Below are 14845 nucleotides of genomic sequence, written 5' to 3' on the forward strand. Positions count from 1 at the left end.
TTCTCAAGATTTTCTATCAGTTCTTGATATACTAGACATCCTCTATAAGTATTAAGTTTTTTTCATTTCATCTGTAAGTCACATCTCTTCTAACAAAATCGCCTTACTTTGCAGTGGAAAACTGCTAGAATACTCTTTTATGTCTGCGCATTAGAGTTAATGTGCTTGGCTATAGGTTTTAGACGGTGGTATGAGCCCAATCGGCTTGTTATAACGTTTAACCTTCAAAGAAGTACAAGCACGTTATCAATTGCATCTGACAGTATTTATTTTTTAGTTTTATTATTCTATCACCCTTAATTTAGTAGGCGCTTTGTGACTGCATTAGCCAATATTCGTAACTTTTCAATCATTGCCCACATTGATCATGGCAAGTCGACCCTTGCCGATCGTTTTATTCAAATGTGCGGTGCCTTGCAAGATCGCGAGATGCAGGCGCAGGTGCTCGACTCAATGGATATTGAGCGTGAGCGCGGTATCACTATCAAAGCACAGTCAGTAACACTGTTTTATGATCATCCAAATGGTGAGCGCTATCAGCTTAACTTTATTGATACCCCTGGTCACGTCGATTTTTCATATGAAGTTTCGCGTTCATTAGCAGCTTGTGAAGGTGCGCTATTGGTTGTTGATGCCGCTCAAGGCGTAGAAGCGCAGTCAGTAGCCAATTGCTATACAGCCGTTGATCAAGGCTTAGAGGTCATGGCGGTGTTAAATAAGATTGATCTGCCGCAAGTTGAGCCTGAGCGCGTCATCCAAGAAATTGAAGATATTATCGGTATCGATGCAGTTGATGCACCGCGAGTATCAGCCAAATCTGGTCTTGGTGTTGATAAGCTGCTAGAAGCGCTAGTAGAGTTTATTCCGGCACCAACTGGTGATCGTGAAGCACCACTGCAAGCACTAATTATTGACTCTTGGTTCGATAATTATTTGGGCGTAGTCTCATTGGTACGGGTGCGTGAAGGTACTATACGTAAAGGTGATAAATTATATATCAAATCGACTCAAGAGGCACATCTGGTTGGCTCGATTGGTGTCTTTACGCCTAAGCCTGTAGATACGGGTGTTTTAGAAGCAGGGGAAGTCGGATTTGTTATTGCGGGTATTAAGGATATTGCCGGAGCACCAGTAGGCGATACTATCACTCATGCTAAGACCCCTGATGTGGATCGTATCCCAGGCTTTAAACAAGTCACGCCACAAGTCTATTCTGGTATGTTCCCAGTAGATTCGAGTGATTTCGAAAAATTCCGTGAAGCTTTGCAAAAACTGCAAATCAACGATGCGTCACTGTTTTTTGAGCCAGATACGTCGGATGCGCTTGGCTTTGGTTTCCGCTGTGGCTTCTTGGGTATGCTGCACATGGAGATTATCCAAGAGCGTCTAGAGCGTGAATATGATCTAGATTTGATTACTACAGCGCCCTCAGTTATTTACGAAATTGAGAAAAAGAACGGTGATGTAATCTATGTAGATAATCCATCACATCTACCTGAGCCAAACAACATTGAAGAATTCCGTGAGCCAATTGCCCGCTGTCAGATTTTAGTACCGCAAGAATTCTTAGGCAATGTAATGACGCTATGTATTGAGCGTCGTGGCGTTCAGGTTGATATGCGTTTTATGGGTCGACAAGTACAGCTGATATTTGATATCCCAATGGGCGAAGTGGTCATGGATTTCTTTGATCGCCTAAAGTCAGTCTCACGTGGTTTTGCATCGCTAGACTATAACTTTGAACGTTATCAAGCCGATAAGTTGGTGAGAGTTGATGTACTAATCAATGGCGATAAAGTTGATGCCTTAGCGATGATTGTGCACGAAACCCAATCACGTTATCGTGGTAATGCACTGGTTACGAAGATGAAAGAGTTGATTCCGCGCCAAATGTTTGATGTTGCCATTCAAGCCGCTATCGGTAGCCAAATCATTGGTCGTAGTACGGTAAAAGCCATGCGTAAAGATGTACTAGCAAAATGCTATGGCGGCGATGTGTCACGTAAGAAAAAGCTATTGTCTAAGCAAAAAGCTGGTAAAAAACGTATGAAACAAGTAGGTAATGTGGAAATCCCGCAGGAAGCCTTCTTAGCTGTGTTGCAAGTTGATAGCTAATTGCTAAACGTAACTCAAGATAGTCATTGTAGATAACAGTCAAATGTAGTGAGTCTTATCGTAAAGGTGTTAGATAAGCCGCTCGTTAATAGGCAATTTGGTATGGATTTTGATTTTAATTTAATTTTAGTGCCGTTAACTATAGTCCTAGGAACTGTTTGGCTGTTAGATAAGCTAGCGCTCAAACAGCGCAAAACTCGTGGTCGAGGTCAAGAAGGCTTACTAGTGCGCTGGGCTTATGACTTTTTTCCTGTGTTAGCAGTGGTATTGATAGTACGCTCATTTTTAATTGAGCCATTTAATATCCCATCATCGTCTATGGTGCCGACGCTATATACGGGTGACTTTATTGCTGTCAATAAGTATGCATATGGCGTGCGCCTGCCGCTAACTTATAATAAGGTACTAGATACTGGTGAACCTGAGCATGGTGATGTGGCGGTGTTTCGCTATCCTGAAAACCCGAGCATTTATTATATTAAACGCGTTATCGGTTTGCCTGGTGACACCGTAAGCTATAGCCAAGGCACGCTGTCTATCAATGACATACCTATTGAGACTAAGTCTGTAGATTTCGCGGCAAATGCTGAATTGACTTCACAGCTATACTTACCAGGTCAGGTCGGTCCAGGTCAAGTACTGACTGAGGAGAGTGCTTCTGCAATGGGTCAGCAAGAAGAAGATGCGGCACAATATTTTGAAGAAGTACAAGGTGACAACAAGCACCTCGTGCGCTATTTAGACGGTATGAACAGTTCACAGTACGCGCCATTTTTGCAGCAACAATCACCAGAAGTGGTTGAGTCAGAGGGTACTGAGTGGCGCATTGACGTACCAGAAGATCAGTATTTTGTGATGGGTGATAACCGAGATCGCAGTGCAGATGGTAGATTTTGGGGATTCGTTCCTGATGAAAACCTAGCAGGTAAGGCAGTTTATATTTGGATGCATAAGCCACCTGGTCTTAACCTACCGACCTTTGAGCGTAATGGTACTATCAATTAAGATTATGAGATTGTCTAGAGATTGATTGGTTGATAATGGTTTTATGCTAATATCGTTGATAAATAATCACTAGCTATTTATTATTTATACACTTATTCAAAATAGTCGTTTATCTTTAGAAGGATATCATAATGCAGCAACTATCTGGTTTGGCTATGCAGCGCGGTGCCAGTGTGACAAACATTGTTCTCATTATTATGCTTTTGGGTATTGCGACTAAGTTGACAGTAGCTATCGTACCGGCTCAGATTGGTGATTATCAATTGACCAAGGTATTAAGTGCACAGCTAAAAGAAGCCAATAATAATAACGAGACAGCTAAGCAATTCGTTGAACGTGTCAACAAACAGTTATCAATTAACGCAGATTACGATACTAAAGCCGAAGATGTATTTACCTTTACGGATAAAAAAACAGGTCAATTGGCTATTTATAAAGAATATGCAGTAACTAATAACTTTTTTAGCAATGTCGACATCATAAACCGTTTCGAAGGTAACATTGAAATGGCAACAGCAGAGTAAGCCATCATAGTACGACATAGCACCTTCATTATTTCATAAAATGTATCAAATAATATTATTAAACTAAATCTGTCAAGCAGAAGGGATAACCACAAACCACGCATGAAACCAACTTCGCACCATTCCCAAGCGGTTCCTACTTCCCAAAAAAATAGTACGTCTGTTGACACGCTTGTTGTTAGCTCAGAATTTATTCAGCGGTTAGCAGTATTAACGCGTAAGTTAGGCTACGAGTTCAATGACTTGAGTCTACCTAAACTTGCGTTAACGCATCGCTCATTTGATAGCAAAAAAAACTATGAGCGCCTAGAGTTTTTAGGTGATGCACTGTTAGGGATGATTGTGGGTGAAGCTTTATATCATCGTTATCCTAGTCAAAATGAAGGGCGCTTAACGCGTATGCGTGCGACATTGGTACGCCAAGAATCGTTGGTAATTATCGCTCAAAACTTAGAGCTGTCTAACCATCTTATATTAGGAGTAGGTGAGCGAAAAGGTGGCGGTCGCAATCGTGCTTCCATACTGGCCGATGCGGTAGAATCTCTGATCGGTGCGATCTATTTAGACAGTCAAGATATGGATATTACTCGTAAATGTGTTCTCTCTTGGTATGGCGATCTGATTGATAATGTCAATGACCAAAAAGCGCTAAAGGACGCCAAGAGTCGGTTACAAGAGTGGCTACAATCTAAACAGTTTGACTTGCCTAATTACGAGCTCATGGAAACGCGTGGTAATGCACCGCATCAAATCTTCGTTGTACGTTGCCATGTAAATATCAATAACTGCCCTGATATTACTGAATCTGGTGAGAGCCGCCGTATCGCTGAACAGAAAGCAGCAGAGCTTATGATTAACCAATTACATAAATTGCCAGGATCTGCCAAAAAACGTGTATAGCCGATGTCTATTAATGCATTTTTAGATGCAGAGTATTAGCTTAGATTGGTTGTAGCTTGCAAAACATACATTAAAACTACCTCACATATTATTTATTTTAAAACTTTAAATGTCTCTAGCCTGTTTTTAATGGTGACTGAATAAATTTGGCATCAACGACTGTTCGGCTAGACACAAACCCTATAGGATTAACTTATGAGCAATCATACTGATTTGCCATCAAACAATGAAGATAGCACCCAAAATTTGGGTGAAAATACAGATATTGATTTAAGCCAAAATAATATTGAAGTTACTGAAGAGACTCATGGTATTGATGCAGAAGGTATTGCATTAGACAATGATATGGCTATTGAAGAATTTTTCGCGCCAAGTGGTAATGCTCGTATGGCTGATGATTTTAGAGCAGGTTATGTGGCCATTGTTGGACGTCCAAATGTGGGCAAGTCAACTTTGATGAATCACTTATTAGGTCAAAAGCTGTCTATCACTTCACGCAAACCGCAAACTACCCGTCATCGTATCCATGGCATTTTATCAAACCATGAAATGCAAGCGGTGTTTGTTGATACACCAGGTATTCACCGTAACGAAGTACGTGCTATCAATGAACGTATGAATAAAGCGGCGGTATCGGCGTTAGTAGATGTAGATTTAGTACTGTTTGTTGTTGATTCAGATCAATGGCGTGACGATGATTTATTGACCTTGCAAAAGCTCGGTGAGACCAATTTAACGGTCGTCTTGGTTATCAATAAGTCAGATACTCTAAAAGATAAAGGCAGCGTGCTACCACTTATCGAAACTTTCAACGATAGTTTCGATTTTGCTGATATCGTTCCTGTATCTGCACTAAAAAATCAAAACTTAGATCGTTTGCAAGAAGTGATTGCCTCACATTTACCAGTCGCTGCGCCTATTTACGATACAGAACAAATCACAGATCGCTCTGAGCGATTTTTGGCCAGCGAAATCATTCGCGAAAAAATCATGCGTAGTGCGGGTGATGAAGTGCCATATGATTTAACCGTACAGATTGATGAGTTTAAAGACGAACCTGCCCATACTGATCCAAAAACAGGGCGTCCACGCAAAGCTTGTACTTTCATCGATGCGACTATCTATGTTGAACGCGGTGGTCAAAAAGCCATCGTTATCGGTGACAAAGGTCAGCGTATCAAACAAGTTGGTATGGATGCTCGTAAAGATATGGAGCAGTTGTTCGGTAAAAAAATTATGTTAACTTTGTGGGTTAAAGTGAAACGTGGCTGGTCTGATGATGAGCGTGCGTTGACCAGTTTGGGCTATTGATAGCGGTTAAAAACGAACGCTTCAAAAGCACTGTCTGCCTTTTAGCTATTTAGGTAATAAAAAATGCGTAATGAAGCGCTCGTCGGGTATTTATTGCATCAGCGTCCTTATCAGGAAAAACGCGCTTTGTATTATCTTTTTTCTCAACAACACGGTGTGATACATGGTGTTGGGAAAAAAGGCGCGCCACTATTTATGCCGTTACAGCTTTTTGCTACTGGTAAACGTGATCTAAAAACCTTTAGTCAAATTAATATTGCCTCGCAAGATACGACTCAAGCTGACAGTGTTCAAAAAGACAGTGTTCAAAAAGACAGTGTTCAAAAAGACAGTGTTCAAAAAGATAGTACATCTGCTGTCTTGGAAGCCGTACCTTACGCCAATATCAGCGGCCAACATCAGTATGCCGCACTATATATAAACGAGATTCTGTGGCGGCTGTTACCTACTGAAGACCCAATGCCTATATTGTGGCAGCATTATCAAATCAGTCTACAACAACTCAAGCAGCCCTTGAGTAATAGCGAGCTTCGTCTCTGTCTACGTCAGTTTGAGCAGTATCTATTTACCGAATTAGGATTCACTTTAACGTTAACGCATGACAACGTTGAAGATCCCATCGAGTATGATTGTACTTACCGCTTTTTACCGGATGTAGGTTTGCTCCCTATATTAGTACATAATGAAGAGTCTGAGCATTTAGCCAGTGAGTCTGGACAGACTGTTTTTAAGGGTGCGGATATCATAGAAATGGCACGTTTAGGTATTACTGAGCAAACGCTGAGCCATTGGTCAAAACTACATCGACATCTTATTGATCATTTGCTTGATTATCAGCCGCTACAAAGCCGTCTATTATGGCAGCAGCAGCAGCGCTATCAATAAAGTCTCAAATATTATCGTAGTATTAACTATATAAGTTAGGCTTAATTGCCCAAAGGATTTTTTATGAGTATCTCTGTATCTACCTCATCTGAAAACAATTCAAAAAAACCTTTGCTAGGCGTGAATATTGATCACGTGGCAACATTGCGTCAAGCACGCGGTGTAAATTATCCGAGTCCTTTAGCTGCTGCATTATTGTGCGAAAAGGCAGGGGCAGATGGTATCACTATACATTTACGTGAAGATCGTCGTCATATACAAGATGCGGATGTTTATGAAATGGCAGGGCAGTTGTCGACAAGAATGAACTTAGAGATGGCGGCAACGGATGAGATGCTTGCAATTGCCTGCGAAGTTAAACCTTTTTGGGTATGTCTAGTACCTGAAAAGCGTGCAGAGTTAACGACAGAAGGCGGTCTTAATGTTGCAGGGCAAGTCATATCTCTAAAAGAGTATGTTTATAAACTGCAAGATTCTAATATTAAGGTTTCTTTATTTATTGATCCTGATGACAAGCAGATTGCAGCCGCAATAGAGTGTGGTGCAGATGCAATAGAATTGCATACAGGTGCTTATGCCGAAGCAGGCTTAGCAAATGATACTGACGCACAGTTAGCTGAGCTTAAAAGAATTGAACATGCAGTAGCTACAGCACAGAGCCTAGATGATAAGTTGCTTATTAACGCGGGTCATGGCTTAACGTGTGACAATGTTAATGCCATTGCAAAGATTGATGGTATATATGAATTAAATATCGGTCATGCACTTATTGCAGATGCGGTGTTTGTAGGGTTAGAAAGCGCTGTGACAATGATGAAAGAGGCTATGTATAAATAGGTTTGCATATCTGTTAACCATTACATTTCGTAGGGTGGTCTGCATTAAGTTTATGTTTGACGATACCGGATTGGTTAAAAGAAATTTGGTACATTGACTTGTTATAAGAAGAGGTAGGGCAGTATTTTATATGGCCGAAGTGTCCTCGCGGTCTGCCACTATCACCCCAAAATTTAGTATAGTGACGCCTACCGCCAACTCTTAATTTCACTGTACTATATCTTAGGTTTAAGGATTGCTGTGTTAATAAGGTATCTACTTGAGAATCAAAATGCTTATTGTTATTTTTATCTACGAATAGCAGAAGCGTTTTATCGCTATTCCTATGACATTGCTGTGCATCATTCGATAAACAAACCAAGACATCCTGCCGACTTATATAACTTTCGGCCTTTGCTAAGGATAAAGTGTTCTCTAACTGATGCTTGACACGTTGCGCCTCCATTCGTGCTAAGTGCGTTAAGATGCTTGGCGCTGCAATAGCTGCGATAATTCCTAATACCATTGTCGTCACAATTAGCTCAACGAGAGTAAAGCCGTTTGATTGCTTAGTACTGAGAATGTTATTGTTCTGAAGGAATGATTTCCTATAACTGACTAACTTCAGTAGTTCATCAAGTAACCTATATGCAATGGTTAAAAACTTACCAACTCTATATCTGTCTTTTCTGTGAATAGATATATAAAGAACAAAAGTTACTATTCTTCTATAACTGGCTAGTACCTTATTAAGTAAGTTCATAATGCGCTACATCCTATAGCTGTTTGTCATTCAAGTAAAAAACAACGTCTCACACATCCTTGTGTTGACTATCTTTCAAGCACACCAATTGTCCAGATTCTTTCAATTTTCTCTGACTTAACTTTATATAAGACAGATCCAATTGCTAATTAATTGATTTTCAGAAGAATATTGGTTTTTTACAATATATATGTAATATATAGCGACTGTCAAAAAATGTTTCAATTAGTGAAAGAACGATATTACCAATAGAGAAAAAATTCTAATTGTAATAAAATGCTTCAAGAAATAGCTGTTAATGAACTATTCATCTATCGCAAATTGCAATGTAAAAGATAAGAAGCGTAAGGTGTGTTAGTTCTGGGTAACTTAGCCTGTTTATTGTGTTTTAGTTACAACATTATCGTGTAATAATGTGTAGCTCGTTAACGAAAAAAGTTGTAAACTGAATTAATAATCGCTAAGCTACTCTCTAATTGGTTTTGCTTTGTAACTTAAAATGCGTAAGAGATGTCTATCTTAGTACGTCTTGAGAATCGGTTTTGCTTAATGCATCACTAAAATTATCCTTTGGAGGAAGTCCATGAAATTGAATAAAATCGCTCTAGCCCTGTTCGCTGTAACAGCGGCTCCTTTAGCAGCTAATGCTGGTGTTACTATCAGTCCATTATTACTAGGTTATCATTACAGCGAAGGTGCTGATGACGATCAAGCTGACTTGTTAAAAGATTATAGCGGCAATGGTGATAGCTATTACAAAGAAGATGGTTTATATACTGGTGCTGCGCTAGGTATCGAGCTTACTCCTTCAACTCAGTTCCAAGTAGAATATGGTGTTTCAAATACTGATGCTATTCGTCAGGATGGCTCTGACTCTTTTGATGCAGAGCAAGAAATGATTTCTGGTAACTTCTTAATTGGTACTGAAGAATTTACTGGTTACACTGATAATGCATTGAAGCCTTATGTACTAGTTGGTGCGGGTCGCTCAAAGCTTGATATTGAGAACCGCGCTGGTGACAAAGTTGCAAACTCTACAGACACTATCGGTAACCTAGGTCTAGGTGCTATGTATCGCATCAATGACGCGCTAAGCCTACGTGGTGAAGCTCGTGCGATTCATAACTTTGACAACAACTGGTGGGAAGGCATGGCTTTGGCCGGTCTAGAAGTAGTACTAGGTGGCCATTTAGCACCTACAGTAGCAGTACCTCCTATGCAAGAGCCAGTAGTTGACAACACTCCAGTAGTCGTTGTTGAAGCTGATCTTGATTCTGACGGTGATGGCGTACCTGATAGCATCGATGCATGCCCAGGCACTCCAATGAACGTTGTAGTTGATGAGCGCGGTTGCCCAGTACCAGTAGACATTACTGACGAACTAAAAATGGAACTACGTGTATTCTTTGATAACGACAAGTCAGCTATCAAAAACCAGTACAAGCCAGAAATCGCTAAAGTAGCAGAGAAGATGCGTGAGTATCCTAACTCTACAGCTCGTGTAGAAGGTCATGCTTCTAAGACTGGTCCTTCAGCACGTTATAACCAACGTCTATCTGAAGCTCGTGCCGTTGCTGTTAAATCTATGCTAACTAACGAATTCGGTATTGCTCCAAACCGTCTATCAACTGTAGGCTATGGTTATGACAACCCAATCGCTTCAAACGACACTGAAGAAGGTCGTGCTATGAACCGTCGTGTTTATGCCATCATCACTGGTGACAAAACAATGACTGTTGAACAAACTAAAGATATGGTTGTTCAGTAAGTATTAGCAAAATAACCTTATAGTTAAATATACAGTTACAAAAAAAGCCACCCAATGGGTGGCTTTTTTTTATTTATGTATTGAGAAAAGTGAGTTATTACATAAATTTATGAATCAATAATGTTATACTAGCCACCCAAACATTCTGTAAATTAACAGTATGTACATTAGCATAGCAATCTGTATGATGAATTCGTCAGTATAGATATTTGATTGTATTGAACTTTTTTATTTGATAGCATTCTTTTTTGCGTCATCTTAGATTCAATATCTATCTGATTGATGATGAAAGTTTATTCAGCAGCGCTTACTGCTACTGCATTTTTTTAAGACGAAACGAGCATTTTATATGGCGAACGATATCAAACACCTGCGTAACATTGCAATTATTGCCCACGTTGACCACGGTAAGACAACTTTGGTTGATAAGTTATTACATCAGTCTGGTACTTTTGGCGACCGTGCAAACATTGCTGAACGTGCAATGGACTCAGGTGATATTGAGCAAGAACGTGGTATTACCATTTTGGCTAAAAACACAGCTATCCGCTGGACAGATAAAACTTCAGAAACCGAATACCGTATCAACATTGTGGATACCCCAGGTCACGCCGATTTCGGTGGTGAAGTTGAGCGTGTAATGTCTATGGTTGACTGCGTACTTTTGGTTGTTGACGCTGTTGATGGGCCAATGCCTCAGACTCGTTTTGTGACGCAAAAAGCATTCGAACAAGGTCTAAAGCCGATCGTTGTTATTAACAAAATTGACCGTCCTGGCTCACGTCCTGATTGGGTAATGGATCAAATCTTTGATTTGTTTGACAACCTAGGTGCAAACGATGAGCAGCTTGATTTCCCAGTTGTTTATGCTTCAGCATTGAACGGTATCGCAGGTCTAGAAGCAGATGATTTAGCTGACGACATGACCCCATTGTTCAAAACTATCGTTGACGTTGTTCAGCCTCCACAGGTTGATGCTGACGCTCCGTTCCGTATGCAAATCTCAAGCCTTGACTACAACAGCTTTGTTGGTGTTATCGGTATTGGCCGTATTCAGCGTGGTAAAGTTAAACTTAACACGCCAGTAACTGTCATTGACAAACATGGCAAGACGCGTAACGGCCGTATCTTAAAAATCATGGGTTACCATGGTCTTGATCGTATTGACGTTGAAGATGCGCAAGCAGGTGATATCGTTTGTATCACAGGTATCGATGCGCTAAACATCTCTGATACTATTTGTGATCCTAACAATGTTGAAGCGCTACCAGCACTAACGGTAGATCAACCTACAGTATCTATGAACTTCCAAGTAAATAACTCACCATTTGCTGGTCGTGAAGGTAAGTTTGTGACTTCACGTAACATTCGTGAGCGTCTTGAGCGTGAGTTGATTCATAACGTAGCATTACGTGTAGAAGACACTGAGTCTCCTGACAAATTTAAAGTATCAGGCCGTGGTGAGCTTCATTTATCAGTACTTATCGAAAACATGCGCCGTGAAGGTTTCGAGCTAGGTGTTTCTGGTCCAGAAGTTATCGTTAAAGAAGTTGATGGTAAGCTACAAGAGCCGTATGAAAACGTTGTCTTCGATATCGAAGAAGAGCATCAAGGTTCTATCATGGAGCAAGTTGGTCTACGTAAAGGCGAGATGACTAACATGGAGCTGGACGGTAAAGGCCGTATGCGTATCGAGGCGACCATACCAGCGCGTGGCTTGATCGGTTTCCGTTCTGAGTTCCTAACCCTGACTTCAGGTAGTGGTATCATGACCTCGAGCTTCTCACATTACGGTCCACAGAAGATTGGTGATGTTGGTGGTCGTTCTAACGGCGTATTAGTTTCTATGGCAAATGGTACTTGCCTAGGTTTTGCTCTATTTAACCTACAGAAACGTGGTAAGTTGTTTGCTGAACCACAGCTTGAAGTTTATGAAGGTATGATTGTTGGTCTTAACTCTCGTAACGATGATATGACTGTTAACCCAACGACTGCTAAACAGCTAACCAACGTACGTGCTAGTGGTACTGACGAAGCATTGACGTTGACGCCAGCAGTGAAGTTCACTCTTGAGCAAGCGCTTGAATTTATTCAAGACGATGAGCTAGTCGAAGTAACGCCAAAAGCGGTACGTATTCGTAAGCGCTACTTGACTGAAAGTGAGCGTAAGCGTCACGGCCGTGGTAAAAAAGGTGCTTAATATCAATAAGTGAGTTACTGAGTAATTCATGATATTGATGTTTGACGCAAACACTTAGTGTCAGTAGTTTTACTGGCACTAAGCGGTTAAGAAATGAGCAGTATAAGGTGAGCTATTAGTGGTTCACTTTATACTGCTTTTTTTTGTGTTGTAATCTTGGAAAAATACAGACAGAATGAATAGTGGTATTAATGCATTCAATTATTAACATGCAAGCTAGATGTGATACTAATTATATAAATATCCATTTGTATATAGATAAATTTTGAGGAAAAAACAATGAGTATGGTTTCAGAGTTTAAAGAGTTCGCTGTCAAAGGTAATGTGATGGATTTGGCAGTCGGTGTCATCATCGGCGGGGCTTTTGCTACCATCACAAAATCTTTGGTAGATGATATTATTATGCCGATTGTCGCTTTTATTTTTGGCGGCGAGATTAATTTTGAAAACATGTTCTTAGTTTTAGGCGATGTACCTGACGGTATTGCTATGACTTATGATGCGCTCAAAGAAGCAGGTGTACCTGTATTGGCTTACGGTAGTTTTATTACCGTACTTATTAACTTCCTAATCTTAGCTTTCATCATCTTTATGATGGTTAGAGGTGTCAATAAAATGCGCCGTGCTGAAGAAGTAGAGGAAGTTATAGAAGAAGCAATAGAAGAGCCATCAGAAGAAGTGAAGTTGCTGCGTGAAATCAGTGCCAAATTAAGTAATACCAGTATTATGAAATAAATTATCAACTCGTTGACAATAAAAAAGGCTAACTTCTCGTTAGCCTTTTTGCTATGAAGTAGTCACAGTCATTTTTTGTGAACTATTTGATGTGCCTACTAAAAGCAAATTGTTATGGAGTGACCACTACATAGTCATTGGTGTTAATCAGAATTTCTGATGGTTGATCGACAACGATACGTACCACGTTATTATCAACGACTTGAGATTTGTAATAGTTGTCTTCTGCAACTGTGCAGCCTAAACAACGTCCCATAGCATCCCAAGGTTCAACAAATAGCTTCTGCTGTGCTTGATCTGCATTACCACCAATAAGTGAAAAAGGTAAGCTAACGATATAAGCTGCCGTACCAGCAACAGCATTCACGAGTTGCAGTGGCTTACCAACAATCGTATCGACTACCATCGTCTCGTATGAAGGACCGAAATCCGTTTCATCAATTTCTATAGCTGCAAAAGTAGGCTGAATGGTCGCAACTACCAATCCTAAAGTTGCCAATACAGTAAAAAATCTCTGCTTAACTGTGCGTTGAGTTTTTGCTTTAACAGTCATAACGATATCCTGAAACTCATAGTAGTATGATTAATGGCTGCTGCTATCTTCACACAGGAATCTTGCGGCAACAATAGTTAGGCTAAATATTACAGAAAAATAAATGATACGCACTATTTATGTAAGCGCTAGCACTATTAAAGCAAGATGTGCGCTAATAAGCAACAAAAATGAGAATAATCTAGGTATAGCTTTGGCAATATTCGATACTTTTAAAAATAGATACGCTGTCTAGATATTAGCTTCATTTAATCTAAATATACTATAAGCAAATAGATATCAGTTATTAGCTATTTTAACGGCTGACAACTTGGACAATAAACACTAGCTCTACCAGTAAGCTTGATGTTTTCTAGTGTCGTACTGCAATGTAGACAGCTTTCTCCTTGTCTACCGTACACATTTAGGGTTTGCTGAAAGTAACCAGTTTGACCACTGGCTACTGTGAAATCTCGTAGTGTCGAACCGCCCAATTTTATCGCTTTCTTTAGAATTTCTTTAATATGATTCACTAAAATGACAATCTGATCGTATGAAAGTTGATTGGCTGGCGTAGCAGGGTAGATGCCGGACAAGTACAGACTTTCAGTCGCATAGATATTGCCAACACCGACTACGACTTCTTGTTCCATGATGACAGATTTAATCGCTCGGGAAATGGGTTTTAGTCGCTTATTCGTTTTAGTATTATCTGACGATGACCCATTGCTATCTTGACTAGATAAATCAATACGCTGGATTAAGCTGTATAAATAGTCTGCGGTAAAATCTTTTGAAAGTGGTTCAGGACCTAGATGGTCTAGTAGTTTATTGCCGTAATCTTCATGCCATAGTACTGAACCAAAACGTCTTGGATCATAGTAGTGTAACTGAGATTTTTTGTTAGCAGTATCATTAAAAACGACGACCAAATGGTCATGTTTACGCTTATCAGTACCGTAGTTATGTTGCTGTAAGCTACCTGACATTCCTAAGTGAATAAGAAGTTGACGCGGTTCAACTTTGCTGGCTGACATGGGAGCGTTATTCTGTGCAACTGCTGGCAGAAAATTAAGAATCAGATACTTTGCTCGGCGCTCAACACTATCTAATGTGTAATTAACCAGCTCGTCTAAGTTATCTGGCATCATCCATCGCAGCTTTGGTTGAAATACTTTAACATCAACTACCTGTTGCCCCAATAATGGAGCAAGACTGGCTTTAGTGGTTTCTACTTCAGGTAATTCAGGCATAGTATTTTTTGACAACTCTATTATGGAATAAACAACGA

General features: G+C 40.1%; 13 protein-coding genes. 10 read left to right on the plus strand and 3 right to left on the minus strand.

The features are described 5' to 3' along the window. Nucleotides 1-315: 315 nt before the first annotated feature. From lepA to QL886_RS06690, 7 genes are all read left to right on the plus strand, one after another. Entirely contained in the window at nucleotides 316-2115 is a 1800-nt protein-coding gene (gene lepA, locus QL886_RS06660; protein WP_101204270.1) for a translation elongation factor 4, read from the plus strand. A gap of 102 nt (nucleotides 2116-2217) precedes the next feature. Next, nucleotides 2218-3120, plus strand: a complete 903-nt coding sequence (gene lepB, locus QL886_RS06665) for a signal peptidase I (protein ID WP_290178088.1) — start codon at nucleotides 2218-2220, stop codon at nucleotides 3118-3120. A 131-nt stretch (nucleotides 3121-3251) separates the two neighbouring features. Continuing rightward, nucleotides 3252-3644, plus strand: a complete 393-nt coding sequence (locus QL886_RS06670) for a DUF4845 domain-containing protein (RefSeq protein WP_290178089.1) — start codon at nucleotides 3252-3254, stop codon at nucleotides 3642-3644. Nucleotides 3645-3746: 102 nt separating this feature from the next. Continuing rightward, a complete protein-coding gene (rnc, locus tag QL886_RS06675; RefSeq protein ID WP_057758394.1) occupies nucleotides 3747-4544 on the plus strand; it encodes a ribonuclease III in 798 nt (265 codons plus the stop codon). Between the two features lie 345 nt (nucleotides 4545-4889). Then, on the plus strand, nucleotides 4890-5855 hold the full coding sequence (gene era / locus QL886_RS06680) for a GTPase Era (protein ID WP_057762330.1): 966 nt from the start codon (nucleotides 4890-4892) through the stop codon (nucleotides 5853-5855). 63 nt (nucleotides 5856-5918) lie between these two features. Next, on the plus strand, nucleotides 5919-6740 hold the full coding sequence (locus QL886_RS06685) for a DNA repair protein RecO C-terminal domain-containing protein (RefSeq protein ID WP_290178090.1): 822 nt from the start codon (nucleotides 5919-5921) through the stop codon (nucleotides 6738-6740). Between the two features lie 63 nt (nucleotides 6741-6803). Next, a complete protein-coding gene (locus tag QL886_RS06690) occupies nucleotides 6804-7577 on the plus strand; it encodes a pyridoxine 5'-phosphate synthase (RefSeq protein ID WP_290178091.1) in 774 nt (257 codons plus the stop codon). 13 nt (nucleotides 7578-7590) lie between these two features. Here the strand turns inward: QL886_RS06690 and QL886_RS06695 are convergent, their stop codons facing one another. After that, on the minus strand, nucleotides 7591-8319 hold the full coding sequence (locus QL886_RS06695) for a GspH/FimT family pseudopilin (RefSeq protein WP_290178092.1): 729 nt from the start codon (nucleotides 8317-8319) through the stop codon (nucleotides 7591-7593). A gap of 583 nt (nucleotides 8320-8902) precedes the next feature. Between QL886_RS06695 and QL886_RS06700 the strand changes: the two genes are divergently transcribed. From QL886_RS06700 to mscL, 3 genes are all read left to right on the plus strand, one after another. Next, nucleotides 8903-10087, plus strand: coding sequence for an OmpA family protein (locus QL886_RS06700; protein ID WP_290178093.1), 1185 nt, complete (start codon nucleotides 8903-8905; stop codon nucleotides 10085-10087). A gap of 349 nt (nucleotides 10088-10436) precedes the next feature. After that, nucleotides 10437-12287 carry a translational GTPase TypA gene (gene typA, locus QL886_RS06705; protein ID WP_057758402.1) on the plus strand — a complete coding sequence of 617 codons (1851 nt, stop codon included), beginning with the start codon at nucleotides 10437-10439 and terminating at the stop codon, nucleotides 12285-12287. A gap of 279 nt (nucleotides 12288-12566) precedes the next feature. Next, entirely contained in the window at nucleotides 12567-13022 is a 456-nt protein-coding gene (gene mscL, locus QL886_RS06710; protein ID WP_290178094.1) for a large conductance mechanosensitive channel protein MscL, read from the plus strand. 112 nt (nucleotides 13023-13134) lie between these two features. On the opposite strand, the gene QL886_RS06715 is transcribed toward mscL, so the two are convergent. Both QL886_RS06715 and mutM read right to left on the minus strand, forming a co-directional pair. Then, the gene (locus tag QL886_RS06715; RefSeq protein ID WP_290178095.1) at nucleotides 13135-13575 is read right to left on the minus strand and encodes a hypothetical protein; all 441 of its coding nucleotides are present in this window, start codon (nucleotides 13573-13575) and stop codon (nucleotides 13135-13137) included. 290 nt (nucleotides 13576-13865) lie between these two features. After that, nucleotides 13866-14807, minus strand: a complete 942-nt coding sequence (gene mutM / locus QL886_RS06720; protein ID WP_290178096.1) for a bifunctional DNA-formamidopyrimidine glycosylase/DNA-(apurinic or apyrimidinic site) lyase — start codon at nucleotides 14805-14807, stop codon at nucleotides 13866-13868. Between the last annotated feature and the right edge of the window lie 38 nt (nucleotides 14808-14845).

Origin of the sequence: Psychrobacter sp. APC 3281 (assembly GCF_030407815.1) — a bacterium.
GTDB lineage: Bacteria > Pseudomonadota > Gammaproteobacteria > Pseudomonadales > Moraxellaceae > Psychrobacter.